This is a genomic window from Micromonospora sp. NPDC050795 (assembly GCF_044456785.1).
Classification (GTDB): domain Bacteria; phylum Actinomycetota; class Actinomycetes; order Mycobacteriales; family Micromonosporaceae; genus Micromonospora.
Genome location: NZ_JBITGE010000016.1, coordinates 76,492 through 102,442 on the forward strand (window position 1 = coordinate 76,492; position 25,951 = coordinate 102,442).

Below are 25,951 nucleotides of genomic sequence, written 5' to 3' on the forward strand. Positions count from 1 at the left end.
CCCGGCGCGCGGCCCGTGCCGGGGCGTGATGCCGTGCGGCGTACCGGCTAGCCTCGACGGGTGGCAACCGCGCTGGTGATCGAGAACGACCCGACGGACGACGCACGCCGGCTGGGTGAGTGGCTGACCGAGGCTGGGCTGGAGCTGTGGGTGGTGCGTCCGCACGCCGGCGACGAACTCCCCGCCGACCTGGAGGGGTACGCGGCGCTGGTGGTGCTCGGCGGCGACCAACAGGCGTACCCGTTGCCGGACGGCTCGCCCGGCGCACAGTGGTTTCCCGCCGTGGAGGGCCTGCTGCGCAAGGCGGTCCGGTACCGGGTGCCGACCCTGGCGGTCTGCCTGGGCGCGCAGCTGCTCGCCACCGCACACGCCGGGTTGGTGGAGCGCAGCCCGTCCGGGCCGGAGATCGGCCCCGGCGTGGTCGGGCGGCGCGACGCCGCCGAGAACGACCCGCTGTTCCGGTACGTACCGTTGATCCCGGACGTGCTCCAGTGGCACGCCGACGAGATCACCGAGCTGCCTCGGGGCGCTACCCTGCTCGCCGCCTCCACCCGCTACCCGCATCAGGCGTTCCGCCTGGGTGACCGGGCGTGGGGGTTGCAGTTCCACATCGAGTGCGACGCCGCGATGATCGCCGACTGGGCCACCGACTCGGCCCAACTCGCCGAGCTGGGCTACGACCCGGAGCTGGTCGTCGCGGCCTGCGCCTCGGTGCTGGTCGACGTCGAGGAGGTCTGGCAGCCGTTCGCCGCCCGGTTCGCCGCGCTGGCCCTCGGCGAGTTGGACGACAGCACGACGCGGCGCGGCCTGCCGCTGCTCGGGCACTGATGAGCCGGCCGACCAGGGCGTCGGGCCGACTGGCCCGGTACGGCTTCGGCACCGCCGAAGGCGATGGTGGCGCGCGCGCCGCGGACCTGCTCGGCCCGGAGGGGCTGCGACTGTGGCGGCCGGTCGAGCAGGAGCCGGTCGACGAGGCCGCCGCGGAGCTGCTCTCCGCGCTGTCCCGGGCCGCCGACCCGGACCTGGCGCTGCGCCAACTGCACCGCATCGTGGAGGCCGAGGGCCGCACCACCGCAGGCGGCACCGGATCGCCGCTGCTCGCGGACGTGCACGCCGACCCCGGACTGCGGCGGCGGCTGATCGCGGTGCTCGGCGCGTCAGCGGCGCTCGGCGACCACCTGGTGGCCCACCCCGAGCACTACCGGGCGCTGCGGACCGCAGCGGACGGGCTCGCCCCGGTCGCCGAGGGGCGGCTGGAGCCGGCCGACGGCGGCAACCCGGTGGCGGCGCTGCGGACCGCGTACCGCCTGGCGTTGTTGCGGATCGCGGCGGCCGACCTGACCGGCGGTCGCGGCCTGGAGCAGACCATGGCCGCGCTCTCCGCGCTGGCCGACGCGACGCTGTCCGCGGCGTACGAGATCGCGGTCGCGGAGTTGGCGGAGGGCACCGAGCGGCCCCGACTGGCGGTCGTGGCGATGGGCAAGTGCGGCGGCGGCGAACTGAACTACGTCTCCGACGTGGACGTCATCTTCGTGGCCGCCGAGGACGCCGACCTGCCCGCCGCGACTCAGGTGGCGACCCGGCTGATCTCCATCTGCGGGCTGGTCGCCTGGCCGGTGGACGCCGCGCTGCGCCCCGAGGGCAGCCGCGGCCCGCTGGTGCGGACCCTCGCCAGCCACCTGGCCTACTACCGGCGGTGGGCGCGCACCTGGGAGTTCCAGGCGCTGCTCAAGGCCCGCCCCGCCGCCGGGGACCTGCCGCTGGCCCAGGAATGGATCGACCAGCTCGCGCCGCTGCTCTGGCGGGCGGCCGAGCGGCCCGAGGCGGTCGAGGACGTCCGCGCCATGCGCCGCCGGATCATCGACCACATCCCGCCGAAGGAGCTGGAGCGCGAAATCAAGCGCGGTCCCGGCGGGCTGCGCGACATCGAGTTCGCCGTCCAGTTGCTGCAACTCGTGCACGGTCGCGGCGACGAGACGCTGCGTCCGCCCGGCACCATCCCGGCGTTGCGCGCGCTCGTCGCCGGCGGCTACGTCGGTCGGGCCGACGGCGAGGCCCTGCTGCGCGGCTACCGCTTCCTGCGCAGCGTCGAGCACCGGCTGCAACTCCAGGGCCTGCGTCGTACGCACACGGTGCCCGCCGAGCCGGGCGCGCTGCGCTGGCTCGCCGCCGCGCTGGGTTTCACAGCCGCGCAGGGTCGCAGCGCCGTGGAGAGCTTCCGGGCCGAGTGGGTCACCCACGCCACCGAGGTACGCCGACTGCACGCCAAACTGCTCTACCGGCCGCTGCTCGAGTCGGTGGCCCGGGTGCCGGCCGACGGGTTGCGGCTCACCCCGGAGGCGGCCAGGAACCGCCTGGAGATCCTCGGCTTCGCCGACCCGGCCGGGGCGTTGCGCCACCTCCAGGCGCTCACCGGCGGGGTGAGCCGTACGGCGGCCATCCAGCGCACACTGCTGCCGGTGCTGCTCAGCGAGTTCGCCGACGCGCCGGAGCCGGACCGGGGGCTGCTCAACTACCGCAAGGTCTCCGACAAGCTGGGCAGCACCCCCTGGTATCTGCGGCTGCTGCGCGACGGCGGCCCGGTCGCCCGTCGGCTGGCCCGGGTCCTCGCACTGTCCCGGTACGTCGCCGACCTGCTCGCCCGCGACCCGGAGGCGCTGCGGCTGCTGGCCGACGAGAACGAGCTGGCGCCCCGCACGCGGGAGGTGCTGCGGGAGGGGTTCGTGGCGGCGGCGGCCCGGCACACCGACCCGGTCGAGGCCACCAGCGCGGTGCGCGCGCTGCGACGTCGCGAACTGGTCCGGGTGGCCTGCGCCGATCTGCTCTGCCGGGCCGGCGCGCTCGCGCCCAGCCCCACCCGGGCGGACGGCGCGAAGCGGGCCCGCGGGCTGTCCGACATCACCGAGGTCGGTACGGCGCTCGCGGACGTCACCGATGCCACCCTGGCCGCCGCGCTGCGGGCCGCTCGGGCCAGCCAACCGGCGCCGGCGGGGCTGCGGTTCGCGGTGATCGGCATGGGCCGGCTCGGCGGGTACGAGTCGAACTACCTCTCCGACGCCGACGTGCTCTTCGTCTACGACCCGCCCCCGGGCACCAGCGAGAGCGCCGCCAGCGCGGCCGCGCACGCCGTCGCCGAGGAACTGCGCCGGCTGCTCGGCGTACCCGCCCCCGACCCGCCGCTGGGCGTCGACGCCGACCTGCGCCCGGAGGGTCGCCAGGGCCCGCTGGTCCGCAGCCTCGCCGCGTACGCGCAGTACTACGCCCGCTGGTCGCGGGTGTGGGAGGCGCAGGCACTGCTGCGCGCCCGGTTCGTCTGCGGCGACGCTGACCTGGGCGCCGAGTTCGAGGCGATGATCGAGCCGGTGCGCTACCCGGCCGACGGGCTGACCCGCGAGCAGGTCGTCGAGATCCGGCGGATCAAGGCCCGGGTGGAGACCGAACGGCTGCCCCGTGGCGCCGACCCGGCCACCCACACCAAGCTGGGTCGGGGTGGGCTCGCCGACGTGGAGTGGGCTGTGCAACTCGTCCAGCTTCGGCATGCCGGCGCGATCCCGGAGCTGCGCGGCACGCGTACCCTCGACGCCCTCGCGGCGGCCGAGCGGGCCGGCCTGATCGACCCGGCGGACGCCGCGGAGATGGCCGCCGGTTGGGCCCTGGCCGCGCAGGTCCGCAACGCGTTGATGCTGGTCCGGGGTCGGGCCGGCGACCAACTGCCCCGGCACGGGGTGGAGTTGGCCGGGGTGGCCCGGCTGCTCGGCCGCGACGACCCGGGGGAGTTCCTCGACGAATACCTGCGCACCGGCCGCCGCTCCCGCGCTGCTGCCGAACGGGTCCTCGATGCCTGACGCGTCGCCGCCCCCGACCGGGCGGAGCGTCGCGGGCTGGGGGGCGGCGACCGGGGTGGCGGTGCTGCTCGCCGTCGCGTTCCTCCTCGCCCCACCGATGGGCACCGACCTCGCCGCCCAGGTGGCGCGTGCCGGGTTCACCGAGCGGTACGGGGCCGCGCCGGTCGATTTCGGCTGGTACGGCGGCGTCAACCAGTACGGCTACAGCCTCTTCACGGCCCGGTTGGGCACGCTGATCGGGGTGCGTCCGCTGGGGGCGGTCGCCGCCGTGGTCGGCGCCGGCGCGCTGGGTTGGCTGTTCACCCGCAACCGGGCCCGCCGACCGCTGCTGGCCGGCGTCCTCGGCGCGGTGGTGCTGGTCGGCAACCTGGCCAGCGGTCGGATCACCTTCGCGGTCGGGCTGGCGTTCGGGCTGCTGGCGCTCTGCGCGGTCAGCGCGGAACGCCCACCGCGCTGGCTGCGGCTGACGCTCGCCGCCGTCTGCGCCGCCCTGGCGACGGCGGCCAGCCCGGTCGCCGGCCTGTTCACCGGGCTGGCCGGCGCGGCGCTGCTGCTCAGCGCCCTGCGCACCGGTGACGGGCCGGGCCGCCCGCTGCCCGGAGGCTGGCGGGCCGACCGGCCACTGGCCGAGGGGCTCGTCCTGGCCGTGGCGCCCGCCGTCACCCTCGCCCCGATGGCGTTCCTCTTCGGCAACGGTGGCACCCAGCCGTACTCGGCCGAGTCGATGCGCATCAACGTCGCGCTCGCGGTGCTGGTGGCGGTCGTGCTGCCGCGTCGCCGTCGGGTGCTGCGCGTCGGCGCGGCGCTCACCGTGCTGCTGCTGATCGGGGCGTACTACGTGCCCAGCCCGATCGGTTCCAACGCCCTGCGACTGCCGATGCTGTTCGCCCTGCCCGTGCTGGCCGGGTACGCCGCCCTGCCGGGGCCGTGGCTGGCCGGGTTGCTCGCCGCGACCGTGTGGTGGCAGTCGCCGGTGATGATCAGCGACGTGACCCGGGCCGGTGCCCCGGAGAGCGCCGAAAGCTTCTACCAACCGCTCGTCGCCGAACTCGACAGGCGGCAGCCGGCCGGGCGGATCGAGGTGGTGCCGCTGCGCGACCACTGGGAGTCCGCGTACCTGCCGCCGACCGTGCCACTGGCCCGGGGTTGGGAACGCCAGGTCGACAGCGACCGCAACGCGCTGTTCTACGACGGCAGCCTGAGCGCGCAGACGTACGAGAAGTGGCTACGGCACGAGGCGGTGAGCTATGTGGTGCTCGCCCCGGACGCACCCGCCGACCGGTGGGGCCGCGACGAGGCCGCGCTGATCCGGGCCGGCCTGCCGTACCTGCGGGAGGTCTGGCGCGACCCGACCTGGCGGATGTACGCCGTGGTCGACCCGACCCCGCTGGTCGGTGCCCCGGGTCGACTCGTCACCGCCGACCGGGGCGCGGTCCGGCTGACCGCAACTCCCGGGGACGTGCCGGTCCGGGTGCGCTGGTCGCGCTGGCTCACGTTGAGCGGCCCGGACGGCTGTCTGCGACCGGGCGCGGACGGGTGGACCGAGGTGCGAATCCGCGCCGCCGGCGACTACTCGATCTCCAGTGGGCTGGCACCGACGCGCCACTGCTGACCGTGCCTGCCGTCGGCCCCCCACCGACGGGCTGGCAGCATGTCCGGCGTGCCCTCCCACCTCGCGCGCTGGACCGGCCTGGCCGGCTCGATGCTGCTCGCGCTGTCCGCCTTCCTCGGCGGCGCGTTTCCCGGCGGCCCCCTGCGCAGCACCCCGGTCAGCATCTGGCAGGGGCCCAACGGCCCGCTGATCCTCGCCGCCTGGCTGGTCGGCACCGGCCTGATGGCGTACGCCTGGTGGGCGCTACGTGACGGGGGACCCTCGACGCGCTGGGCCCTGGTCACCGTCGGGCTCTGGCTGCTGCCGTTGCTGATCGCACCGCCTTTCGGCAGCCGGGACGTGTACGCGTACGCCTGCCAGGGCGCCAGCTTCGCCGGCGGCCTCAGCCCGTACGAGCAGGGTGTCTCCGCGCTGCCCTGCCCCTGGCTGGACACGGTCTCGGTCATCTGGCGCGACACCCCGGCGCCGTACGGGCCGCTGTTCGTGCTCGTCGCGGGCGCCGTGGTGAAGGCCACCGGGTCGCTGACCGCCAGCATCGTGCTCTTCCGTGCGCTGTCGCTGGTCGGCGTCGTCCTCACCGCGTGGGCCCTGCCGGCTCTGGCGCGTCGGGCCGGTGTGCCGGCGAAGCGGGCGGTGTGGCTGGCGTTGGGTTCCCCGCTGGTCGCCGCGCACCTGATCGGTGGCCCGCACAACGACGTGCTGATGCTCGCCGCGTTGGTCGGTGGGCTGGCCGTGGTGGCGGCGCACCCGGGCCGGCGCGGAATGCTGCTGGTCGGCGGGCTGCTCCTCGGGGTCGCGGTGGCGATCAAGGTGACCGCCGTGGTGGTGGTGCCGTTCGCCGCGCTGGCCGCCACCGCCGGGCCGTACCGGATCCGCACGCTGATCCGCGACGGCGGCTGGGTGGTCGGCGGCACCGTCGCCACAGTGGTCGGCGTGACCGTCGTCGGTGGGCTGGACTTCGGTTGGATCGGCGGGCTGTCCCAGGGTGGCGCCGCCATCGCCTGGACGTCACCGTCGACCGCCGTGGGGCAGACCGTCGGTTACGTCGCGGCGCTGTTCGGTGGTCACATCGACGCGCTTCCCGTCACTCGCGGAATCGCCGTGGTCCTCCTGGCGGTGCTACTCGTCTGGCTCTGGTGGCGGGCCCGCACCCGCGACCCGCTGTACCACGCCGGCCTCGCGCTCGCCCTCACCGTCGCGCTCGCCCCCGTCGTGCACCCCTGGTACTGGACCTGGCCGCTGTTCGTGCTCGCGGCCACCGCCCAGCGGACCAGATGGTTCACAGTGGTCGCCCTGGTCGCGTCCTTCCTGGTGCTGCCCGACGGCACCGGGCTGCCCCGCTACACCAAGACGGTCGGGGCGCCGCTGATGACCCTGTTGGTGATCGTGCTGGTCATCCGGTTGGTACGGTCGGCTCGGGCGGCCCGTCAGCCGGTCGCCGCCGACTGAGGGAAGGTGCGCCGGTGACCGCTCCCGGTGCCTCTCTCTCCCGGTACGCCGGCCTGGTCGGGGCGGTCCTGCTCGCCGTGGCCGGACACCTCGGTGGGGCACTGCCCGACGCCCCGCTGGGCGTGACACCCGCGTCGATCTGGCGGACCCCGGACGGCCCGGCGACGCTGACCTGCTGGCTGATCGGCACCGTGCTGCTGGTCGGGGCGTGGTGGTCACTACGCGAGGGTGCGCCGTCGACCCGTTGGGCGTACGTCACCGCCGGGCTGTGGGCGCTACCGCTGCTGCTCGCGCCACCGCTGGGCAGCCGGGACGTCTACTCGTACGCCTGCCAGGGCTGGACGTACGCGCACGGCGTCGACCCGTACACGGTGGGGGTGGCGGCGGCGGGCTGCCCCTGGCTGGACACCGTGGCACCGATCTGGCGGGACACCCCGGCGCCGTACGGTCCGGTCTTCGTCCTGCTCGCGGCCCTCGCCGTCGGCCTCGGCGGCGGGCTCACCGGGACCATCGTGGCGCTGCGCGTGATCGCCGTGGCGGGGCTGCTGCTGGCCGCGCTCTGCCTGCCCGCTCTGGCCCGGGCGGCCGGGGTGCCGGCCCGGCGGGCGGTCTGGTTGGCGCTGGCCGGTCCGCTGGTCGGCGTACACCTGGTGGCCGGCGCGCACAACGACGCCGTGATGCTGGGTCTGCTGCTGTGTGGACTGCTGGTAGTGGTCCGGCGACCAGGTCGGCCGGCGGCGCTGCTGCTGGCCGGGGCGCTGCTCGGGCTGGCCGTCACGGTGAAGGCCAGCGCCGCGGTGGTGGTGCCGTTCGCGGTGCTGGCCGGGATGCCCGACCAGCCCACCGTTCGGGCGCTGCTGCGCCATGCTGGATGGCTGGCCGGAGGGCTGCTCGCCGCGCTGCTGGTCACCTCCGGGGTGTCCGGCCTCGGCTTCGGCTGGGTGGGAGGGCTGACCCACAGTGGCGACTCGGAGCAGTGGACGTCGCCTCCCACCGCCGTGGGCTTCGTGGTCGACTACGCCGGCGCGCTGGTCGGCCGGGACCCGCAGGCGGTGCCGGTGGTCCGAGCGGTCGCGCTGCTGCTGCTCGTCGGGGTGCTGCTGGTGCTCTGGTGGCGGACCTGGCAGGTGCTGCGCGGGTTCCACGACGCGGCGGATCCCGAGGATGGGGTGGCGCGGTCCCTGGTGGCGCTGCACGGTGCGGCACTGGCTCTTGTCGCCACAGTCGTCCTGTCCCCGGTCTTCCACCCCTGGTACGCGACCTGGCCGCTGGCGCTGCTCGCGCTCACCGCCGCCCGTACGACGTGGTTCGTGCTGCCCGCCGCAGGGGCAGCCTTCCTCGCCCTGCCGGACGGCACCAACCTGGCCCGCTTCACGAAGGCTCCCGGCGCCCTGGCGATGACAGCCCTGCTCCTGACCGTCCTCCTGCGCACCGTCGCCCGCCGCCAGCGCCGTTGATCATGAGGTTGGCGGGCGACAATCCGGATGAGACGCCTTGCCAACCTCATGATCGTCGTCACGGTGCGGTCAAGATCGTGCTCGAACATGGATGTAGTGGTCTCCCGAGCGACGGACACCACTAGAACCAGGATCGAGCGCGATCTCACTTCGGGCCCGGCCCAAGATCTGTGCACGTTCGGGGAAAGTGCCGCCTCCGACGCGCCGGAGGCAGCACTTTCCCCGAAGTTGAGCGGATCTTCGCGTGGGGCGGCGAGGTCGGGGGGTGGCGCACAGCGAGCCGGGCCGGCTCCGCGGTGAGCGGAGCCGGCCCGGCCGGTGTGTCGAGCGACTGCTCAGCAGTCGTAGTACATGGCGAACTCGTGCGGGGTCGGGCGCAGACGCACCGGGTCGACCTCGTTGGCGCGCTTCCAGTCGACCCAGGTGGAGATCAGGTCGGGGGTGAAGACGCCGCCGTCGAGCAGGTAGTCGTGGTCGGCCTCCAGCGAGTCGAGCACTGCCGGCAGCGAACCGGGGACCTGCTTGACGTCGCCCCACTCCTCCGGCGGGAGGTCGTAGAGGTCCTTGTCGATCGGCGTCGGCGGCTCCATCTTGCTCTTGATGCCGTCCAGGCCGGCCATCATCATGGCCGAGAAGGCCAGGTAGACGTTGGCCGACGGGTCCGGGACGCGGAACTCGACGCGCTTGGCCTTGGCGTTGCTGCCGGTCACCGGGATGCGGGTGCAGGCGGAGCGGTTGCGCTGCGAGTAGACCAGGTTGACCGGCGCCTCGTAGCCCGGCACCAGGCGACGGTACGAGTTCACCGTCGGGTTGGTGAAGGCCAGCAGCGACGGCGCGTGGTGCAGCAGGCCGCCGATGTACCAGCGGGCCATATCGGACAGGCCGGCGTAGCCGGTCTCGTCGTAGAACAGCGGCTCACCGTTGAGCCAGAGGCTCTGGTGGGTGTGCATGCCGGAGCCGTTGTCGCCGAACAGCGGCTTGGGCATGAACGTCGCGGTCTTGCCGTTGGCCCAGGCCTCGTTCTTCACGATGTACTTGAAGAGCTGGAGCTGGTCACCGGCGTGCAGCAGGGTGGAGAACCGGTAGTTGATCTCGGACTGGCCGGCGGTGCCCACCTCGTGGTGCGAGCGCTCCACGTTGAAGCCGGTGTCGACCAGGCGGCGCACGATCGAGTCGCGCAGGTCGGCGTAGTGGTCGACCGGCGGGACGGGGAAGTAGCCGCCCTTGTACGCGGTCTTGTAACCACGGTTGCCGCCCGGCTCTTCGCGGCCGGTGTTCCAGGCGCCCTCGATCGAGTCGATGTAGTAGAACGACTGGTGCGCCGAGGTCTCGTGGCGGATCGAGTCGAAGATGTAGAACTCCGCCTCGGCGCCGAAGTAGGCGGTGTCGGCGATGCCGCTCGCCGCCAGGTACGCCTCGGCCTTCTTCGCCACGTTGCGCGGGTCGCGGCTGTAGGCCTCGCGGGTGAACGGGTCGTGGATGAAGAAGTTGAGCGCGAGCGTCTTCTGCGCGCGGAACGGGTCGATGAACGCGGTGGCGACATCCGGGAGCAGGAGCATGTCCGACTCGTGGATCGCCTGGAAACCGCGGATCGACGAACCGTCGAACGCGAGGCCGTCGGTGAAGAGGTCGTCGTTGACGGACTCGACCGGCAGGTTGAAGTGCTGCATCACGCCGGGCAGGTCACAGAAACGAACGTCGACGAACTTCACGTCCTCGTTCTTGAGGTATCGCAGCAGTTCCTCGGGATTGGCGAACACACATCCTCCTGGCACGTCCACGGGGTGGCTAGGCTTCTGGCGACGCTAGGGCCGGGGGGTTGCCCGGCCGTGTCTCCGTTGTTTCTGCCGTGTTACGTCCCTCGCGGAGCGTCAGGCACGCCCCGTCCACGCCTCCGGCCCGCCAGGGACGCCGTACCGACTGTGCCAGTGTAATGACATCTGATCGCTTTGGCCTGAATCGGCACGCAGTGGCGGCGGCACCCGGCAAGCCCTCAATTCGGCGCGGATACCCTTGACCGCTGTGACCAATCCGCACCTCCCGGCAGCGCCGGCCACCGACCCCAGCTTCACCGCGCCGAGCCTCGGTCGGCGGTTCGGGGCGCTGATCATCGACTGGGTGCTCTGCCTGCTGGTGTCCAACTTCTTCGCCGACCCGGTACGCGACGGCTGGGCCCCGGTGCTGGTGCTGGTCCTGGTGTACGGCATCTTCCTCGGCCTGTTCGCCCAGACTCCAGGCATGTTCATCACCAAGATCCGCTGTGTGAGCTGGAACGACGGCGGCCGGATCGGCGTGCTCCGAGGGCTGATCCGTGGCCTCCTGCTGGCCCTCGTCGTCCCCGCGCTGATCATGGACGAGCGCCGACGCGGCCTGCACGACCGGATCGCCGGCTCGGTCATCGTCGACGCCCCCCGAGGCTGACCCGACCCTCTGCGCCCCCGGAAGCGGCGGAGCCCGCCTGAGCGATCCAAGATCGTGCTCGATCATCGATGTAGGGGCATCCACGCGCCCGCAGACCACTACATCCAGGTTCGAGCACGATCTTGGCGCCGTTCGAGCCCGAGCCGCCCGCGCCAGGCGCCTCCTCGCCAAGATCCGCGCAACATCGGGGATGTTGGTGTCTCCCGCGTGTCCGAGGCAGCAACATCGGGGATGTTGTGGAGATCTTGGGCGCGGGGCGCGGGGCGCGGGGCGCGGGGCGCGGGGCGCGGGGCGCGGGGCGCGTTCGACGCCACGACGCGAAAGAGCCGGGCCCGTGCGGGTCCGGCTCTTGTCGGCGTACGTCGAAAGGGGTCAGCGGCCCCGCGACTGGCGGAAGGCGCCTGGCGGCCGCATGTTCTTCGGGATCGCGCCCTTGGGCATCTGCGGCCGGGCGGTGAGCGCCTTGAGACGCTTGTCCAGCGAGTTGACGTCCTTGCCGGAGAGGGCGCGGGGCAGGCGCAGCAGCGTGGTCCGCAGCTTGCGGATCGGCAGCTCGCCCTCCTCCTGCCCGATCACGTAGTCGTGCAGGGGAGCGGAGCCGATCACCTTGGACAGCCGCCGCTTCTCCTGGCCGAGCAGGCCGCGCACCCGCTGCGGGTTGCCCTCGGCCAGCAGGATCACGCCCGGGCGGCCGATCACCAGGTGGACCATGTCCATCTGGGTGGTCGAGCTGACCGCCGGGGTCACCCGCCAGTCGCCGCGCATGTTCTCCATGATCTGCGCCGCCGCGCCGGGTTGCCCCTCGGCGGCGTTCATCATCGCCTTGTTGGACCGCAGGTTGAGCACGATCAGCACCGCGAGCAGGATGAACAGGATGCCCAGCGGCAGCCAGATCCAGCCCCAGAGGATGACCGCGACCACGGTGAGCGCGAGCGGGAGCAGCACCGCTGCGGCGACCAACGGCGCGAACCACCGGTCCTGCTTGGCGGTGAACTGGAACACCATCCCGATCTGCTTCAGCCGCTGGCCGAACGAGACCTTCTCCTGGGGCTTTGCCATGCCGCAGAGTCTAGTGGTCGCCGCCGGCCCGGTTGATCCGCGTCCGGGTGCCGGGGCAGCTGAGTACCTTACGTCGCCCTGAGCGCCCGGAGCGGCCGGGTAAGGAGGGTGTGGCCGGGGAAGATGAGGCGCCATGCCCATGCCCGGGTGGGGCCTTCGCGCGAAGAGTCGTCAGCAGAGGACGACGACGCCACGAAGGAGCCCGACATGTTCGGCAACGACGCAGATTTCCTGCTCACCCTGCACCGTACCCACGCCGCCGAGCTGCGCGCCGACGCTGCCGCGGACCGGCTCGCCCGCTCCCTGTCCCGTCCGGTCAGCCGCGGGTGGTTGGGCCGGCGCAGGCAGGCCGGTCGCACCGGCGACGCCCGCCGGTGACCGCGCTCAGCGTGGATGCCACGTCCACCGCGCTCAGCGTGGCTGCCACGTCCACCGCGCTCAGCGTGGCTGCCACGTCCACCGCGCTCAGCGTGGCCGCCCCGTCCACCGCGCCCGTCGGGCTGGCCGCTCGACCCGATCCGACCCCGCCGCCCGGCCGCCGGCCGATCTGCGGGGCCTGCGGGGCGGGCCGCCATGGCATGCTCGAACACGTGACCGTACGCGCCGCCAGCTCCGTCCTCGTCGGGCGCCACCGCGAGACCGTTGCACTACGGGACGCGCTGGGCCGGGCGCGGGCCGGGGAGCCGACCGCCGTGCTGGTCGGCGGCGAGGCCGGGGTGGGTAAGACCCGGCTGCTGGAGGAGTTCGCGGGCTGGGCCACCGAGGGCGCGGCGCGGGTGCTCGTCGGCCAGTGCCTGGAGTTGGGCGAGGCGGGTCTGCCGTTCGCGCCGTTCGCCGCCGCGTTGCGGGCGGTGCTCCGCGCCGACGGCCCCGAGGTCTTCGCCGGTTACGAGGCGGAGTTCGCTCCGCTCCTGCCGGAGCTGGGCCGTGCCTCCGCGGCGCTGACCACCCCGCGCGCGGTCCCGCTCAGCGACGCCCCGCGCGGCTACCTGTTCGACCTGGTCGCCGAGTTGTTCCAGCGGCTGGCCGATGCTCGCCCGCTGGTCCTGATCATCGAGGACCTGCACTGGGCCGACCGTTCCACCCGCGACCTCATCGGTTTCCTCGTCCGGGCGGCGAGGCCGGGCCGGCTGCTGCTGGTCTGCACCTACCGCACCGACGAGTTGCAGCGCGGGCACCCGCTGCGCCCGTTCCTCGCCGAGCTGGATCGGGCCCGGGGTGTGGAGCGGGTCGAGCTGGCTCGCCTGGACCGCGACGGCACCGCCGCGATCCTCGCCGACCTGCTCGGTGCCGAGCCGCTCGCCCGCGCCGTCGACGATGTCCACGACCGCACCCAGGGCAACCCCTTCTTCATCGAGGAGTTGGCCGTCGCCGGTGACCCGATCGGCTGTGCGGCGCTGCCCGAGACGCTGCGTGACCTGCTGCTGGCCCGGGTGGACCGGCTTCCGGAGCCGGCGCAGCGGGTGTTGCGGATCGCCGCCGCCGGCGGCACCCGGTTCGCCCACGACCTGCTCGCCGAGGTCGCCGGGCTGCCCGAAACCGAGCTGGAGGACGCGTTACGCGCCGCCGTCGCCGCCCAGTTGGTGGTGGCCGACCGGGACGGTGACTACGAGTTCCGACACGCGCTGGTCCGCGAGGCCGTACACGACGAGTTGTTGCCCGGTGAGCACGCCCGGCTGCACGCCCGCTTCGCCGCCGCCATCGAGGCCCAGCCGCATCTGGTCGCCGCCGGCCGGGCCCCGGCCGAGATCGCCCACCACTGGTACGCCGCGCACGACCACCCGCGCGCCCTCGTCGCCGCACGAGCCGCCGCGTGCGCGGCAGCCGACCGGTACGCGTACGCCGAGCAGCGCCGACTGCTGGAGCGGGCGCTGGAGTTGTGGGAGCTGGTGGCGGACGCCGCCGACCTGCTCGGCATGGACCACCTGGCGTTGCTGGAGCAGACCCTGGACGCCGCGGTGACTGCCGGCGACTTCAGTCGGGCCATCACCCTGACCCGGGCCGGGCTGGCCGAGGTGGACGCCGACGTGGCACCGCTGCGCGCCGCCCGCCTGCTGGACCAGCGGGGTCGGCTGATGGCCCTGCTCGGCAAGAGTGACGGCAGCCGCGAGCTGGACGAGGCGTACCGGCTGGCGGCCGGTAGCCCGCCCGGCGCGGAGCGGGTCCGTCTGCTCGCCGACATCGCCACCCACCTGGTCAAGATCGACCCGCAGAAGGCGGCCCGGGTGGCAGCCGAGGCCGGCGCGGACGCCGAGGCGCTCGGGGCGAGCGTGGCGCTGCTGTCGACACGGATCGCGCTGCTCTGTCACGGTGAGCGGGACCTGACCGGAGGGTTGGTCGAGCTGGGCCGGGCGGCCGCCGCTGCCCGTGCCGCGGGGGACGTGCCGACACTGGTGCTCGCCATGGTCTTCGAGTCGGACATGCTCTGCGAGTTGGGCCGATACGCCGAGTCCGCGCAGGCCGCCGAGGCCGGTGTGGCCGAGGCGCGACGGGTGGGGATCAGCCGCTCCACCGGGGCGTACCTGCTCTCCAACCGGGCCGAGGCGCTCATCGCGCTGGGTCGCTGGGACGAGGCGGAGGCGGTCTGCGCGGAGGCCGCCCGCATCGACCTGTCCGGTGTCACAGGTCTGCACTGGCTCCAGTTGGGTGCCGGGCTGCGACTGGCCCGCGCCCACCCGGGCGCCGACGAACTGGTCGACCGGGCGCTCACCTTCCTCAATCGACCGTACCTGTGGCCGAACCACCGCCTGCCCCTGCACGAGCTGGCGATCGAGGCGGCGCTGGCCGCGGATGACAAGGTCGAGGCGGTACGGGCGGCCCGCGTCGCGGTGGCCGACGAGAGCCTGCCGCGCCTGCCCCGGGAGGGTTGGCCGGTGCTCAGCGCCGCCGCGCGTACCGCGGCGCGGGTCGGTGACCGGGAGTTGGCCGCAGCGGTGGCGGCGCTCGCCACCGACCTGCCGGCGCGGCACCCGGCGGCCCGCGCGCACGCCGCCCAGGTCACCGCGCTGCTCGCGGTCGGCGACCAGGCGCTGCCGGCGTGGCGTGCGGCGGTCGACGCGTGGCGGGCCGACGGGCAGCCCTACCCGTTGGGCAGGGCGCTGCTGGCGTTGGGCGAGGCGACGGCCGCGGCCGGGGAACGCGACGAGGCGGCGACGGCGGTCACCGAGGCCACCGAGATCGGCCGGCGGCTGGGCGCGACCCCGCTGGTCGAGGCGGCGGCCACCCTGGCGCGGCGGGTCGGCTTGCGCGCCGGGGGCGGGGCCGGAGCGGACCTGTTGACCGCCCGGGAGCGGGAGGTGCTGCGCCTGGTCGCTGAGGGGCACAGCAACAGCCGGATCGCCGAGCGGCTGTTCATCTCGCCGAAGACGGCGAGCGTGCACGTCTCCCGGATCATCGCCAAGCTGGGTGTGACCAACCGGGTGGAGGCCGCCGCCCTGGCCCACCGCCTCGGCCTGCTCACCGAGGCCGCCGGCCCGCGCTGACGCCCACCGAGGTTGGCGGTCCGTGCACCGAGGCTGCCGGGCCGCGCGCCGAAGCTGGCGGGCCGCGCGCCGAGGTTGGCGGTCCGCGCACCGAGGGTTGGCGGTCCGCGCACCGGGACCGCCGGCCGTGCTGGCGCGCCGAGGCCGTCGCGCCGACGTGGGCCGCTGAGGTCAGCGCGGCAGGTAGATGCGCCAGCCCTCGATGGTGACCAGGTCGAGGCTGCCCGGTGTGGCTCGCTGCCGTTCGTCGAGCACCTCCGCCAGGGGTGAGCCGGTCGGAGCGACCCAGGCCGGTGCCGCCGCGCTGTCCACCTCCCGCCGGTACGCGGGGTAGCGGTCGAAACCGGGGCGCAGGGTGTCGTCGACGACCGCGCAGACCACCTGCTCCGCGCTGGCGAAGGTGAGCCGGTTGCAGGTCCAGTAGCCGGCGCGCACGTGCCGTACGCCGAGCTGACGCAGGGTGCTCACCAGTTCGGTGTGCCGGGCCTCGGCGGCCCGGGTCGCCGGGACGGTCTCCGCTGCCCGCCAGGTGGCGTGGGCCGCGGTGCCCAGCGTGGCGGCGAGCATCACCACAGCGACCGACCGGGCCAGCGTCGACCCGACGCCGTGTCGGCCGGTCGCCGCCCGACGCAGCCCGTGCCGGGCCACCGTCCACACCGGCCAGAGCAGCGCCGGCAGGGAGATGAGCAGGCAGGACAGGTAGCGGGAACTCTCCACGGGGGTGAGCCCGGCGGAACTGCTCACCGTGTACGCGCCGAGGGTGGCCACCGCGGCCAGCACGAGCGCCAGCCGTGCCGCCGCGGCCACCCGAGGTGACACCGCGTCGGGGACCACGGCGGCAGCGCCAGCGGGATCGGGTTCGCAGGTGCGCAGGGCCCGCCAGGCGGTGGCGGCGGCGATGGCCAGCAGCAGCGGCAGGGCGAGCGCCCACCACAGTTGCCAGGTGGCGCACTGGCCGGGAGCGCAGAAGCCCATGCCCAGTCCGGGGCCGAGCACCAGGCCGCCGTGCAGCCGGTCCGGCCAGCCCGCGCTGGCGTTCGTACCGCTGGCCGCGAGCACGGCGTGCAGCGGGTTACGCCCGGTCAGCAGGCTGTGCAGCAGCAGCGGGGCCGCTCCCAGCACGGCCGCCGCCCCGAGCAGCGCCCCGGCGGCACCCCACAGCTCGCGGCGGCAGAACCCGACGAGGACCGCGCCGGTCGCCGCGACGTACGGCAGCACGAGTGGGTCGACCCAGACCATCAGCCCGGCCAGGAACCCCCACGCGGCCCAGCGCGCCAGCCGCCGACCGGGTCGCCCGGTGTCGGCCGTCGGCCCGTCGGCCGTCCGTCGCCCCGGTCGACCGGTGGCGAGATCGACGGCGAGCAGGGCCAGCGCCGCCCCGGCCGCGTTCATCTCGGGGTAACCGCCGCCGGCGATCAGCTGGTTCTTGACGATCCGGTCGGAACCGAGGGCCAGCAGCGCCACCATCAGCAACCCGAACCACCGGTCCCCGGTCAGCCGCAGCGTCAACCGCCAGGCCAGCAGCAGGAACAGCGCGTACAGGGCCAGCGTGGGCAACCGCAGCCCGAGCAGCGACGGTCCGCCGGCGAGGGCGAACACCGGCGCGGCCAGGTACGCCTCCAGCGTGCCCATGTACTGCTGGCCGTAGAACCAGACCGGGAAGCCCTCGCCCCGGGCGATGTGCAGCGCGGCCAGCCCCATGGTGGCCTCGTCGCTGTTCGTCGGCGGGGCGGCGTGCAGCAGAAGCCAGAGCCGGTAACCCACCCCGGCGAGCACCGCCGACCCGGTGAGCCAACCGACCAGGCCGGGACGCGCGCCGGGTCGCGGGCGCGGCGGATCCGCGCCGCGCGGCTGCTCGCGTACGCCGACGGTCATCACAGGATCATGACACCCGGACGCCGAACGGCCGTGCGGCGCTGCCGGCGGAGTCAGCTGGCGGTGGCGACCGAGGCGGCGGCGCGGGCGTCGATGGCCTGCTTGTAGAGCCGGCCGGCCCGGTACGACGAACGCACCAGCGGCCCGCTCATCACCCCGGCGAAGCCGATCTCCTCGGCCTCCTCGCGCAGTTCCACGAACTCCTCCGGCTTGACCCAGCGGGTCACCGGGTGGTGCCGGGGCGAGGGGCGCAGGTACTGGGTGATGGTGATCAGCTCGCAGCCGGACTCGTGCAGGTCACGCAGCGCCTGCGAAACCTCGGCCCGCTCCTCACCCATGCCCAGGATCAGGTTGCTCTTGGTGACCAGGCCGTCGGCGCGGGCCTGCCGGATCACGTCCAGCGAGCGGTCGTAGCGGAACGCCGGCCGGATGCGCTTGAAGATGCGCGGCACCGTCTCCACGTTGTGGGCCAGCACCTCGGGACGGGAGCTGAAGACCTCGGCCAACTGCTCGGGGACGGCGTTGAAGTCCGGGATCAGCAGCTCGACGCCGCAGCCGGGCTGCAGGGCGTGGATCTGTCGGACGGTCTCGGCGTACAGCCAGGCACCGCCGTCGGGCAGGTCGTCACGGGCGACACCGGTGATGGTGGCGTAACGCAGCCCCATCGAGACCACCGACTCGGCGACGCGACGCGGCTCGTCGGCGTCGAACTCGGCCGGTTTGCCGGTGTCGATCTGGCAGAAGTCGCAGCGCCGGGTGCACTGGTCACCACCGATGAGGAAGGTGGCCTCCCGGTCTTCCCAACATTCGTAGATGTTGGGGCAGCCGGCCTCCTGGCAGACGGTGTGCAGCCCTTCGCGCGAGACGAGCCCGCGCAACTGGGTGTACTCCGGGCCCATCTTGGCCTTGACCTTGATCCATGGCGGTTTGCGCTCGATCGGCGTCTCGGCGTTACGCGCCTCGATCCGCAGCAGACGCCGCCCCTCGGGGGCCGCCGTTGCGGTGCGCGCTGCCTGGCCGGTCGTCGGCGCGGAGTGCTCGATCGTCACGAAAATGAGCCTACGCCGGACGGCGGGTGTCTATGTGCGTCAGGCGACCGGCGTCACGCCCCGAACGTTGTGACGCCAGACACCGCAGTGTCGAAAATGTGCGTCACACGAGCGGGGTTCGGGTGCTACGGTCACCGCCAACAGCGACGACGGAGCCGAGTAGCCCCCGACCCGCCAGTGCAGAGAGCCGCCGGTGCTGAGAGGCGGTCTGGCGCCGGGGCGCGAAGACCCTCCCGAGCTGCGGGAAGAACGGCCGCGGGTTCCCCGCGCCCAGTAGAGCCCGCCCGGCTGGCCCCGGTCATCAGGCGACGAACGAGGCCCCCGCTCCGGCGGGGGCGAAGGTGTGGTGGCACCGCGAGGTTCCCGCTCGCCCACACCTCCCTGGGGCTGATGCGACGCTTTCGCCACCCCGGGGCGGCGACGGCGTGGCGATCGACCGAGGAGCAGCCCGCCATGCAACGAACCCTGTCCCAGCAACTGCCCGCCAGGATCGGCACGACAGTGCGGATCGCCGGCTGGGTGCACCGCCGCCGACTGCTCAAGTCGGTGGCCTTCCTGATCGTGCGGGACGCCACCGGCCTGGCCCAGGTGGTCGTCACCGACCCGGCCGTCCGCGCCGAGCTGGAGAAACTCACCGAGGAGACGGTCGTCGAGGTCACCGCGACGGCCACCGCGAACGGCACGGCGCCCGCCGGGGTCGAGCTGACCGACCCGACGGTACGTCTCCTCGGGTCGCCCGCCGAGCCGCCGCCGTTCGACCTGTACCGGCCGGCACTCACCGCGAGCCTGCCCACCCAGCTCGACAACGCGCCCACCGCGCTGCGGCACCCCACCCGTTCGGCCGCTCTGCGGATCTCGGCGGCGGCGGTGGCCGGGTTCCGGGCCGCACTCGACGCCCAGGACTTCGTGGAGGTCCACACGCCGAAGGTGGTCAGCTCCAGCACCGAGAGCGGTGCGAACGTGTTCGCGCTGGACTGGTTCGGTCGACCCGCCTACCTGGCCCAGTCACCGCAGTTCTACAAGCAGTTGATGGTCGGCGTCTTCGAACGTGTCTACGAGGTCGGGCCGGTCTTCCGGGCCGAACCGCACGACACGGTCCGGCACCTCGCGCAGTACACGTCGCTCGACGCGGAGCTGGGTTTCGTCGCCGACCACCGGGACGTGATGCGCGTCCTGCGCGACACGGTGGCCGGGATGCTCGGCACCGTGCACGAGCGGGCCGGGGGCGCACTGGCCACGCTCGGCGTCACGCCGCCGCAGGTGCCGGCGGAGATCCCGGCGGTGCACTTCACCGAGGCGCTGACCATCGCCGGGGCGCCCGCCGACGAGCCGGACCTCGCGCCCGCCCACGAACGGGCGCTGGGCGAGTGGGCCCGGCGCGAACACGGGTCGGACTTCCTCTTCGTCACCGGCTACCCGATGGCGAAGCGACCCTTCTACACCCACTCGGACCCGGCGCGGCCCGCGTACTCGAACGGTTTCGACCTGCTGTTCCGTGGTCTGGAGCTGGTTACCGGCGGGCAGCGGTTGCACCGGCACGCCGACTACCTGGCGGCGTTGGCGGCCCGGGGTGAGCCGGTCGAGCCGTACGCCGGCTACCTGGACGCGTTCCGGCACGGCATGCCGCCGCACGGTGGCTTCGCCATCGGCCTGGAACGGTTCGTGGCCCGGCTGGTCGGCGCGGCGAACGTCCGCGAGGTCACCGCGTTCCCCCGTGACCTGCACCGGCTGACCCCGTAGGTGGGAGCCCTGCCGGCCCACTCGATCCGTGGAGCGGGCCGGCCGGGGCTCAGGCGGGGCCGAGGAGGTCCCAGAGGTTGCCGGCGACGTCGCGGAAGACGGCGACCCGGCCGTACGGTTCGGTGCGCGGCGGTTTGACGAACTCGACGCGCTTCTCGACCATCCGGCGGTAGGTGGCGTCGAAGTCGTCGACCTGGAGGAAGAACCCCACCCGGCCGTGGGTCTGGTCGCCCACTGCGGCCTCCTGCCGCTCGCCGTCGGCACGAGCCAGCAGCAAGCCGGTGCCGCCGCCCGGCGGACGGACCACCACCCAACGCTTCGGCCGCCCGTCATTGGTCAGCGAGGGGGCGTCCTCGGCCAGCTCGAAGCCGAGCACCCCGGTGAAGAAGGCGATGGCCGGGTCGTACTCGGTGACGACGACGGTGACGAGATCAATCTGCACCGACCGAGGGTAAGCCGCCCGTCGCTCACCCGACGCGCGGCCGAGTCTCAGATCGTGACAAGGGTGGAGAGCCGGCGCTCGACCACCGGCAGCACGTCGGCGACGCTGATCGGCCGACCCAGCTCGGCGGTGAGCGAGGTGACGCCAGCGTCACGGATGCCGCACGGCACGATCCGGTCGAAGGACGTCAGGTCGCAGTCGCAGTTGATCGAGAAGCCGTGCAGGGTGACGCCCCGGGCCACCCGGATGCCGATGGCCGCCACCTTGCGGGCCGGCCCCCGGTCGTCCTCGGGCACCCAGACCCCGCTGCGCCCCTCGACCCGGCCGGCGGTCAGCCCGAACTCCGCGCACACGTCGATGAGCAGCTCTTCGGTCCGGCGCACGTAGGCGACCACGTCCACCGGGTCGGGCAGGCGCAGGATCGGGTAACCGACGAGCTGCCCCGGCCCATGCCAGGTGATCTTGCCGCCCCGGTCCACGTCGACGACCGGGGTGCCGTCCATGGGCCGGTCCCACGGTTCGGTGCGCTTGCCCGCCGTGTAGACGCTCGGGTGCTCCAGCAGCAGCACTGTGTCGCCGCGCTCGCCAGTCACCACCGACTCGTGCAGGCTCCGCTGCTCGTCCCAGGCGGCCTGGTAGTCCAGCAGACCGGCGCGGACGGCCGTCAGGCCGGGGGTCGTCGTTGTCACGGCAACAAGCCTAGTCCCGTCCGGGGCGATCATCCCTGGTGAGCCGCCTCACGAGGAGCACGTCAAGCCGCTCGGCGGCTCGTTGTCACGCCGGTGCAGGGCCCGTCGCAGCGCGGCGGCGGCGGATCCGGCGGACGATGAGAGCGATCACGAGCAGCGTCGGCACGGCCAGCGTCAGGTAGACCCAGAGCGGGGCGGCGAACGGTGACGGTTGGGGTTCCGGCCCACCGAACGCGGCCCGGGTCAGCAGGTCGCCCGGCACCATCAGGTTGGTCGACCCGACCGGCGTGGTCACCAGCACCTCGCGACCGCCCTCGGGCGACAGCGCGGCGAGAGTGGCCTGCCGGTCCGTGTCCGCCTCCGTTCTGCTGACATAGCGCAGGAGCGGGTCGTCGCCGCGCCAGCCGACGATCCCGCCGACCGAGCTGCCGGCCGGCAGGGCCTGGCCGACCGCCTGACCGGTGGCCGTGTCCAGGAACTCGATTCGCCAGCTGCGCGCCGCCAACTGCTCGGCCGTGCACCTGGGTCCGGCGCAGCCGTCGAAGGCGAGCAGGGCGAGCCGTCGGCCGTCCGGATGCCAGGCGGCGGGACCGGCCAGTATCCGCCGGTCGCCCAGGTCGACCTGCCAGCGAGGGCCGCCGCCGGTCGGGTCCAGGACCACAAGTCGCTGGCGCTCGGCGAGCCGGGCAGGCACGTCCGGCCAGCCGGTGACCGCCACCAGGTCGCCACCGGGTGACCAGGCAGACCCGGTGTGGGCGGCGAAGGTGCCGGCCGCGACCACCTGCTCGGTGCCCTGGTACGGGTCGACGACGAGCAGGTCGTCGGGCTTCTCCGGGTCGTTGAGCTGCTGATTGTCCGGCCCGTAGCTGATGACGTGATCGTCGTTGTTGCGGGTGCCGAGCACGCGTCGCCCATCCGGTGACCAGGCGAACGGGTCCAGCCCGGGTTTCACTGTGCGGCGCTGCCGGCCGGTGGTGAGGTCCAGCAGCTCGCCGGACTGCGGCCGCAGGTAGTGGCGCCCGTCGGGGGAGAGCAGCCCGTGCCCCTCCGCCATGCCGATCGGAATGAGCCGGTAGGCGCCGTCCCGGGCGACCAGCACGCCGGTCGACTCGAAATAGCGGGTGCGGTCGGTGAAGAACACCAACGCGGCCGGACCGGCCGGGCGTTGCCCCACGGTGGCCTGCCACAGCCACGGATCGCGCACCCGGCTCGGCACCACGCCGGCCGTGCTGTCGGTGACAGCGCCTCCGATGGCCGTGCTGTCGGTGAGAGTGCTGCTCGCGGCCGTTGCCGGGCTGTCAGCGGCCGTGGCCACTGGCGCGCTGAGAGCGACGAGCCCCAGCGCGAGCCCGACAACTGTGGCACGCCGCAGTCGCCCGCCGGTCGATTCCATCGGCCCATTAGACGCGATGACGGCCGGTCGTGATGCCCCGACCGGCCGCGTCGCGGCCTACCGATCGGTGGGCGGTATGCGCCAGAGCCAGACGTCGTCGACCCGTTGCGGCTCGCCGAACAGGGCGGTGCCGGTACGCAGCAGCGCCTCCTCGTCGACCTCGAACTTCGCGCCGTGCACCTGGTCGGCGAGCACCACCGTCTCGATGCGCCAGTGCCGCAGGTCCGACTGGACCTCCCGGATCGTGCCGTCGGTGACGATGGGGACCAGCCCGGTGCGGCCTGCCTGGTCCATCAACGCGCTGAGCGTGCGCGGCACCGGACCGATCCGGCCCCTCCCGTCGGGCCCACCGGGCCCGAGGAAGAAGCCGCCCGGGATGGCGAACTCGCCCTGCCGGTGCGACAGCGCGTACGCCTGCCACCGCTGGCCGTCCGGGTAGATGTCCACTGTCAGCGGCACCGGGGTCAGCACCCCGTCGGGCGAGACGTAGTCCCGCCAGGTGCCGGAGGTGATGAAACGCGGGATCGGCTCCCGCTCGTCGGTCAGCAGCGGAGTGGGCAGCAGCGGCACCAGGGCCACCGCGAAGCCGAGCAGCCACGCCAACTCCGTGGACCGGTGCCGGGGTGGCGTGGCGCGCAACTGGTCGATGACGTACGCCAGCAACAGCCCGACCACGGGCGCGACCACCAGGGCCAGCCGGGCCGGTAGCGCGGCGTTCACCACCGGCAGTTGCCCGACCAGGTCGAACGGCATGGGGAGGTCGGTGCGCCGACCGTCGACCTTGGCGACCGGCCCGAAGGAGAGCACCGTGAAGATCAGCGCGAGGGCGCCCAGCGCCCAGAGGGTGGCCCGGCGGTGCGGGTCGGCCCGCCGCCAGAGCACGACGAAACAGACCACAGTGAGCACCAGCAGCGGAATGCCGAAGAACGAGTTCTCCTCGGTCGGGTTCGGCGCCAACGAGGTGCCCAACCCGGCCTCGCCGGCCAGCGAACGGCGTGGGAAGGCGGCGAACGCCGCGATGTCCTCGGAGTGGATCACCGGGTCGAAGCCGGTGCCGTGGAACCGCTGCGGCCCGGCGAAGTGCAACCACAGGGGGTACGACAGCAGCACGCCGGCGACCACGGCGGTCACCCCGAGCCCGCGTACGAAGGTGGGCAGCACGGCACGGGCCTCCGCCCGGTTGGCCGGGTGCAGCGCCCAGATGGCGACGAACACCCCCAGCGCCAGCGCGGTGAAGAAGAGCCCTTCGGCGGCGATCGAGAAGGCCACCGCCACCAGCACGCCGAGGATCACCCCGTCCAGAAGCCAGTGCCCGGCGCGGCGTAGCGCGAACAGCCGCCAGACCAACAGCGGCACCAGCCAACCGGCAGTCCAGTTCAGGTGCGCGTTGGCGTGCGACACCATGCCGGGGGAGTAGGCGATGAACAGGGCGCCGACCCCGGCGGCCAGCCGGCTGCGGACCAGGTGCCGGGAGAGCAGCCAGTACCAGACCAGCGCGGTGGCGAGCAGGTTCAGGGTGAGGATCACCAGGAACGTCGCCGGCGGCCCGATCAGGTACGTGAGCGGGGCGAAGACCACCGCGTACACGGTGATCGTCGTGTTGACCGCGAGGTTCACGCCGTCCGGGACGTTGATCAGGTAGGTGAAGAGCGGGTTGTCCCAGTGGGTGACCGCGTGCCCGCCGAAGGCCAGCAGCCATTCGAACAGCGCCTGGTCACTGGAGTTGACGGTGATGGTGCGGGTGTTCGGATCCCGCCACAGTCCGCTTGTCACCCAGACGGCGAGCGCGAGCGCCACCAGCACGACGATCAGGTCGGCCCGGCGGTCCCGGACGGTGCGCGGCGGTGACGCGGGGGCGGGCCCGGTGGCCAGCGACGGGGAGGACGGCACGCAGCGGACGTTACCAACCGGACCTGGACGGTCCGGTCAGACCGGCGGTTGTCGTCGGTTCCGGTACGGCGGCGGCGGGCGGGGTTCGGCGTACACAGCGTCCGTCGTGAATGTGTGAGTCTGCCCCATGTCATAGCGGCGACACATCGTCGTAACGTCTCGGCAACTCGACAGTGACCCAGTTCACAGTCCGCCCCTTCCAGGAGGCCGCCGTGCGCCGCTCCACGTCCACCCTCACCAGGCTGCTCGGTGCGGTCGCCGGGCTCGCCCTCGCCGTCACGGGCGCGGTCGCCGTCGCCGCACCCGCCCAGGCCGCCACCCTCACCCAGGTCACCGGGTTCGGCTCCAACCCGGGCAACCTCGCCATGTACGCCTACCGGCCGGACAACCTGCCGGCCAACTCCCCGGCCGTCGTGCTCCTGCACGGCTGCGTCCAGAACGCCTCCGGCTACTTCGCCAACTCCGGCTGGCAGAAGTACGCCGACCAGTGGAAGTTCGCCCTGATCGTCGCCCAGCAGCCGTCCGGCAACAACGCCAACTCCTGCTTCAACTTCTTCGAGGCCGGAGACACCACCCGAGGCCAGGGTGAGGCGCTGTCGATCAAGCAGATGGTCGACCACGCCAAGACGAACTACGGGGTGAACGGCTCCCGGGTCTACGTCAGCGGGCTCTCCGCGGGCGGGGCGATGAGCGCGGTCATGCTGGCCACCTACCCGGACGTCTTCGCCGCCGGATCGATCATCGCGGGAATCCCGTACCGCTGCGCCACCAGCATGGTCAACGCGTTCAGCTGCATGAACCCGGGCGCGGACAAGACCCCGGCCGCCTGGGGCGACCTGGTGCGGGGCGCGTACTCCGGTTACACCGGCCCGCGCCCCCGGGTGGCGATCTGGCACGGCACCTCGGACACCACGGTCACCCCGCTCAACGGCACCGAGTCCCGCGACCAGTGGACCAACGTGCGAGGCGTGTCGCAGACCCCGACCAGCACCTCGTCGCTGCCCGGCAACACCAGCCTGGAGGTGTACGGCAACGACGACGTACGCCTCTACCGGATCTCCGGAATGGGCCACGGCACCCCGGTCGACCCGGGCTCGGCGGCCGAGCAGTGCGGCACCGCGGGCGCGTACTTCCTGGACACCATCTGCTCGACGTACCGTGACGCGCTCTTCTTCGGTCTGAACGGCGGCGGGACCAACCCGACCCCGACCCCGACGGCCACCCCCACGCCGACGCCGACCGCCACCCCCACGCCGACCCCGACGGCCACCCCGACCACGCCGCCGACCTGCGTGACGGCCAGCAACTACGCGCACGTGGCTGCCGGTCGGGCGTACCAGTCCGGCGGCTACGCCTACGCCAACGGCTCCAACCAGCGGATGGGCCTCTACAACACGTTCTACACCAGCGCCCTCAAGCAGACCGCCCCCAACTACTGGGTGATCGGCTGCTGACGCCACCCGCCCGCCTTCGTTGATCAAGAGGTTTGCGTCATCCGGAAGCCGGATCCCGACGCAAACCTCTTGATCAACAGGAGGTCGGGCAGGG

General features: G+C 73.3%; 18 protein-coding genes. 10 read left to right on the forward strand and 8 right to left on the reverse strand.

Translation table 11 applies throughout. The annotated features are described in order from the left end of the window. Window positions 1-60 precede the first annotated feature (60 nt). From ACIBEF_RS16415 to mptB (ACIBEF_RS16435), 5 genes are read left to right on the forward strand one after another with little or no spacing between them, the layout of a single operon-like run. Window positions 61-828: a type 1 glutamine amidotransferase gene (locus tag ACIBEF_RS16415; protein WP_396794115.1), complete on the forward strand. Its 768-nt coding sequence runs from the start codon at window positions 61-63 to the stop codon at window positions 826-828. Continuing rightward, window positions 828-3,845: a bifunctional [glutamine synthetase] adenylyltransferase/[glutamine synthetase]-adenylyl-L-tyrosine phosphorylase gene (locus ACIBEF_RS16420; protein WP_396794116.1), complete on the forward strand. Its 3,018-nt coding sequence runs from the start codon at window positions 828-830 to the stop codon at window positions 3,843-3,845. The genes ACIBEF_RS16415 and ACIBEF_RS16420 overlap by 1 nt, the downstream gene beginning before the upstream one ends. Then, window positions 3,838-5,457 (forward strand): hypothetical protein, encoded by a 1,620-nt coding sequence (locus ACIBEF_RS16425; protein ID WP_396794117.1) that lies wholly within the window; start codon window positions 3,838-3,840, stop codon window positions 5,455-5,457. The genes ACIBEF_RS16420 and ACIBEF_RS16425 overlap by 8 nt, the downstream gene beginning before the upstream one ends. Before the next feature lie 48 nt (window positions 5,458-5,505). Continuing rightward, on the forward strand, window positions 5,506-6,906 hold the full coding sequence (gene mptB / locus ACIBEF_RS16430) for a polyprenol phosphomannose-dependent alpha 1,6 mannosyltransferase MptB (RefSeq protein WP_396794118.1): 1,401 nt from the start codon (window positions 5,506-5,508) through the stop codon (window positions 6,904-6,906). A 14-nt stretch (window positions 6,907-6,920) separates the two neighbouring features. Beyond that, window positions 6,921-8,363 (forward strand): polyprenol phosphomannose-dependent alpha 1,6 mannosyltransferase MptB, encoded by a 1,443-nt coding sequence (mptB, locus tag ACIBEF_RS16435; protein WP_396794119.1) that lies wholly within the window; start codon window positions 6,921-6,923, stop codon window positions 8,361-8,363. 335 nt (window positions 8,364-8,698) lie between these two features. Here the strand turns inward: mptB (ACIBEF_RS16435) and glnA are convergent, their stop codons facing one another. Next, window positions 8,699-10,123: a type I glutamate--ammonia ligase gene (glnA, locus tag ACIBEF_RS16440; protein ID WP_238647541.1), complete on the reverse strand. Its 1,425-nt coding sequence runs from the start codon at window positions 10,121-10,123 to the stop codon at window positions 8,699-8,701. A 262-nt stretch (window positions 10,124-10,385) separates the two neighbouring features. On the opposite strand from glnA, the gene ACIBEF_RS16445 reads away from it, so the two are divergent. Then, complete coding sequence (locus ACIBEF_RS16445) at window positions 10,386-10,784, forward strand: RDD family protein (RefSeq protein WP_396794120.1); 399 nt, start codon at window positions 10,386-10,388, stop codon at window positions 10,782-10,784. 372 nt (window positions 10,785-11,156) lie between these two features. On the opposite strand, the gene ACIBEF_RS16450 is transcribed toward ACIBEF_RS16445, so the two are convergent. Beyond that, window positions 11,157-11,843, reverse strand: a complete 687-nt coding sequence (locus ACIBEF_RS16450; RefSeq protein ID WP_145779624.1) for a DUF4191 domain-containing protein — start codon at window positions 11,841-11,843, stop codon at window positions 11,157-11,159. A gap of 207 nt (window positions 11,844-12,050) precedes the next feature. Here ACIBEF_RS16450 and ACIBEF_RS16455 point away from each other — a divergent pair, with 207 nt between their 5' ends. Next, window positions 12,051-12,221, forward strand: a complete 171-nt coding sequence (locus ACIBEF_RS16455) for a hypothetical protein (protein ID WP_167362519.1) — start codon at window positions 12,051-12,053, stop codon at window positions 12,219-12,221. Further along, window positions 12,218-15,325 (forward strand): AAA family ATPase, encoded by a 3,108-nt coding sequence (locus ACIBEF_RS16460; RefSeq protein ID WP_396794122.1) that lies wholly within the window; start codon window positions 12,218-12,220, stop codon window positions 15,323-15,325. Before ACIBEF_RS16455 ends, ACIBEF_RS16460 begins: the two co-directional genes overlap by 4 nt. A gap of 171 nt (window positions 15,326-15,496) precedes the next feature. Here the strand turns inward: ACIBEF_RS16460 and ACIBEF_RS16465 are convergent, their stop codons facing one another. Further along, entirely contained in the window at window positions 15,497-17,200 is a 1,704-nt protein-coding gene (locus tag ACIBEF_RS16465) for a hypothetical protein (RefSeq protein ID WP_396794123.1), read from the reverse strand. Between the two features lie 53 nt (window positions 17,201-17,253). Then, window positions 17,254-18,249, reverse strand: coding sequence for a lipoyl synthase (gene lipA, locus ACIBEF_RS16470; protein WP_355007777.1), 996 nt, complete (start codon window positions 18,247-18,249; stop codon window positions 17,254-17,256). A 453-nt stretch (window positions 18,250-18,702) separates the two neighbouring features. Between lipA and aspS the strand changes: the two genes are divergently transcribed. Next, window positions 18,703-19,989, forward strand: a complete 1,287-nt coding sequence (gene aspS, locus ACIBEF_RS16475) for an aspartate--tRNA(Asn) ligase (protein ID WP_396794124.1) — start codon at window positions 18,703-18,705, stop codon at window positions 19,987-19,989. A gap of 49 nt (window positions 19,990-20,038) precedes the next feature. Here the strand turns inward: aspS and ACIBEF_RS16480 are convergent, their stop codons facing one another. The 4 genes from ACIBEF_RS16480 to ACIBEF_RS16495 all read right to left on the reverse strand — a co-directional run bounded on the left by ACIBEF_RS16480 (window position 20,039) and on the right by ACIBEF_RS16495 (window position 24,403). Then, complete coding sequence (locus ACIBEF_RS16480) at window positions 20,039-20,431, reverse strand: VOC family protein (protein WP_355007775.1); 393 nt, start codon at window positions 20,429-20,431, stop codon at window positions 20,039-20,041. 47 nt (window positions 20,432-20,478) lie between these two features. Next, window positions 20,479-21,120 carry a lipoyl(octanoyl) transferase LipB gene (lipB, locus tag ACIBEF_RS16485; protein WP_396794125.1) on the reverse strand — a complete coding sequence of 214 codons (642 nt, stop codon included), beginning with the start codon at window positions 21,118-21,120 and terminating at the stop codon, window positions 20,479-20,481. A gap of 85 nt (window positions 21,121-21,205) precedes the next feature. Beyond that, complete coding sequence (locus ACIBEF_RS16490; RefSeq protein WP_396794126.1) at window positions 21,206-22,513, reverse strand: hypothetical protein; 1,308 nt, start codon at window positions 22,511-22,513, stop codon at window positions 21,206-21,208. A gap of 57 nt (window positions 22,514-22,570) precedes the next feature. Beyond that, window positions 22,571-24,403, reverse strand: coding sequence for a DUF2079 domain-containing protein (locus ACIBEF_RS16495; protein WP_396794127.1), 1,833 nt, complete (start codon window positions 24,401-24,403; stop codon window positions 22,571-22,573). A gap of 212 nt (window positions 24,404-24,615) precedes the next feature. On the opposite strand from ACIBEF_RS16495, the gene ACIBEF_RS16500 reads away from it, so the two are divergent. Further along, window positions 24,616-25,857: a PHB depolymerase family esterase gene (locus ACIBEF_RS16500; protein WP_396794170.1), complete on the forward strand. Its 1,242-nt coding sequence runs from the start codon at window positions 24,616-24,618 to the stop codon at window positions 25,855-25,857. Window positions 25,858-25,951 lie beyond the last annotated feature (94 nt).

What these genes read in the sequence shown, in the direction of transcription:
- aspS (WP_396794124.1), top strand. Translation starts at nt 18,703, where the DNA reads ATGCAACGAACCCTGTCCCAGCAACTGCCCGCCAGGATCGGCACGACA.
- ACIBEF_RS16420 (WP_396794116.1), top strand. Translation starts at nt 828, where the DNA reads ATGAGCCGGCCGACCAGGGCGTCGGGCCGACTGGCCCGGTACGGCTTC.
- ACIBEF_RS16455 (WP_167362519.1), top strand. Translation starts at nt 12,051, where the DNA reads ATGTTCGGCAACGACGCAGATTTCCTGCTCACCCTGCACCGTACCCAC.
- ACIBEF_RS16450 (WP_145779624.1), bottom strand. Translation starts at nt 11,843, where the DNA reads ATGGCAAAGCCCCAGGAGAAGGTCTCGTTCGGCCAGCGGCTGAAGCAG.
- ACIBEF_RS16490 (WP_396794126.1), bottom strand. Translation starts at nt 22,513, where the DNA reads ATGGAATCGACCGGCGGGCGACTGCGGCGTGCCACAGTTGTCGGGCTC.
- ACIBEF_RS16425 (WP_396794117.1), top strand. Translation starts at nt 3,838, where the DNA reads ATGCCTGACGCGTCGCCGCCCCCGACCGGGCGGAGCGTCGCGGGCTGG.
- ACIBEF_RS16465 (WP_396794123.1), bottom strand. Translation starts at nt 17,200, where the DNA reads ATGACCGTCGGCGTACGCGAGCAGCCGCGCGGCGCGGATCCGCCGCGC.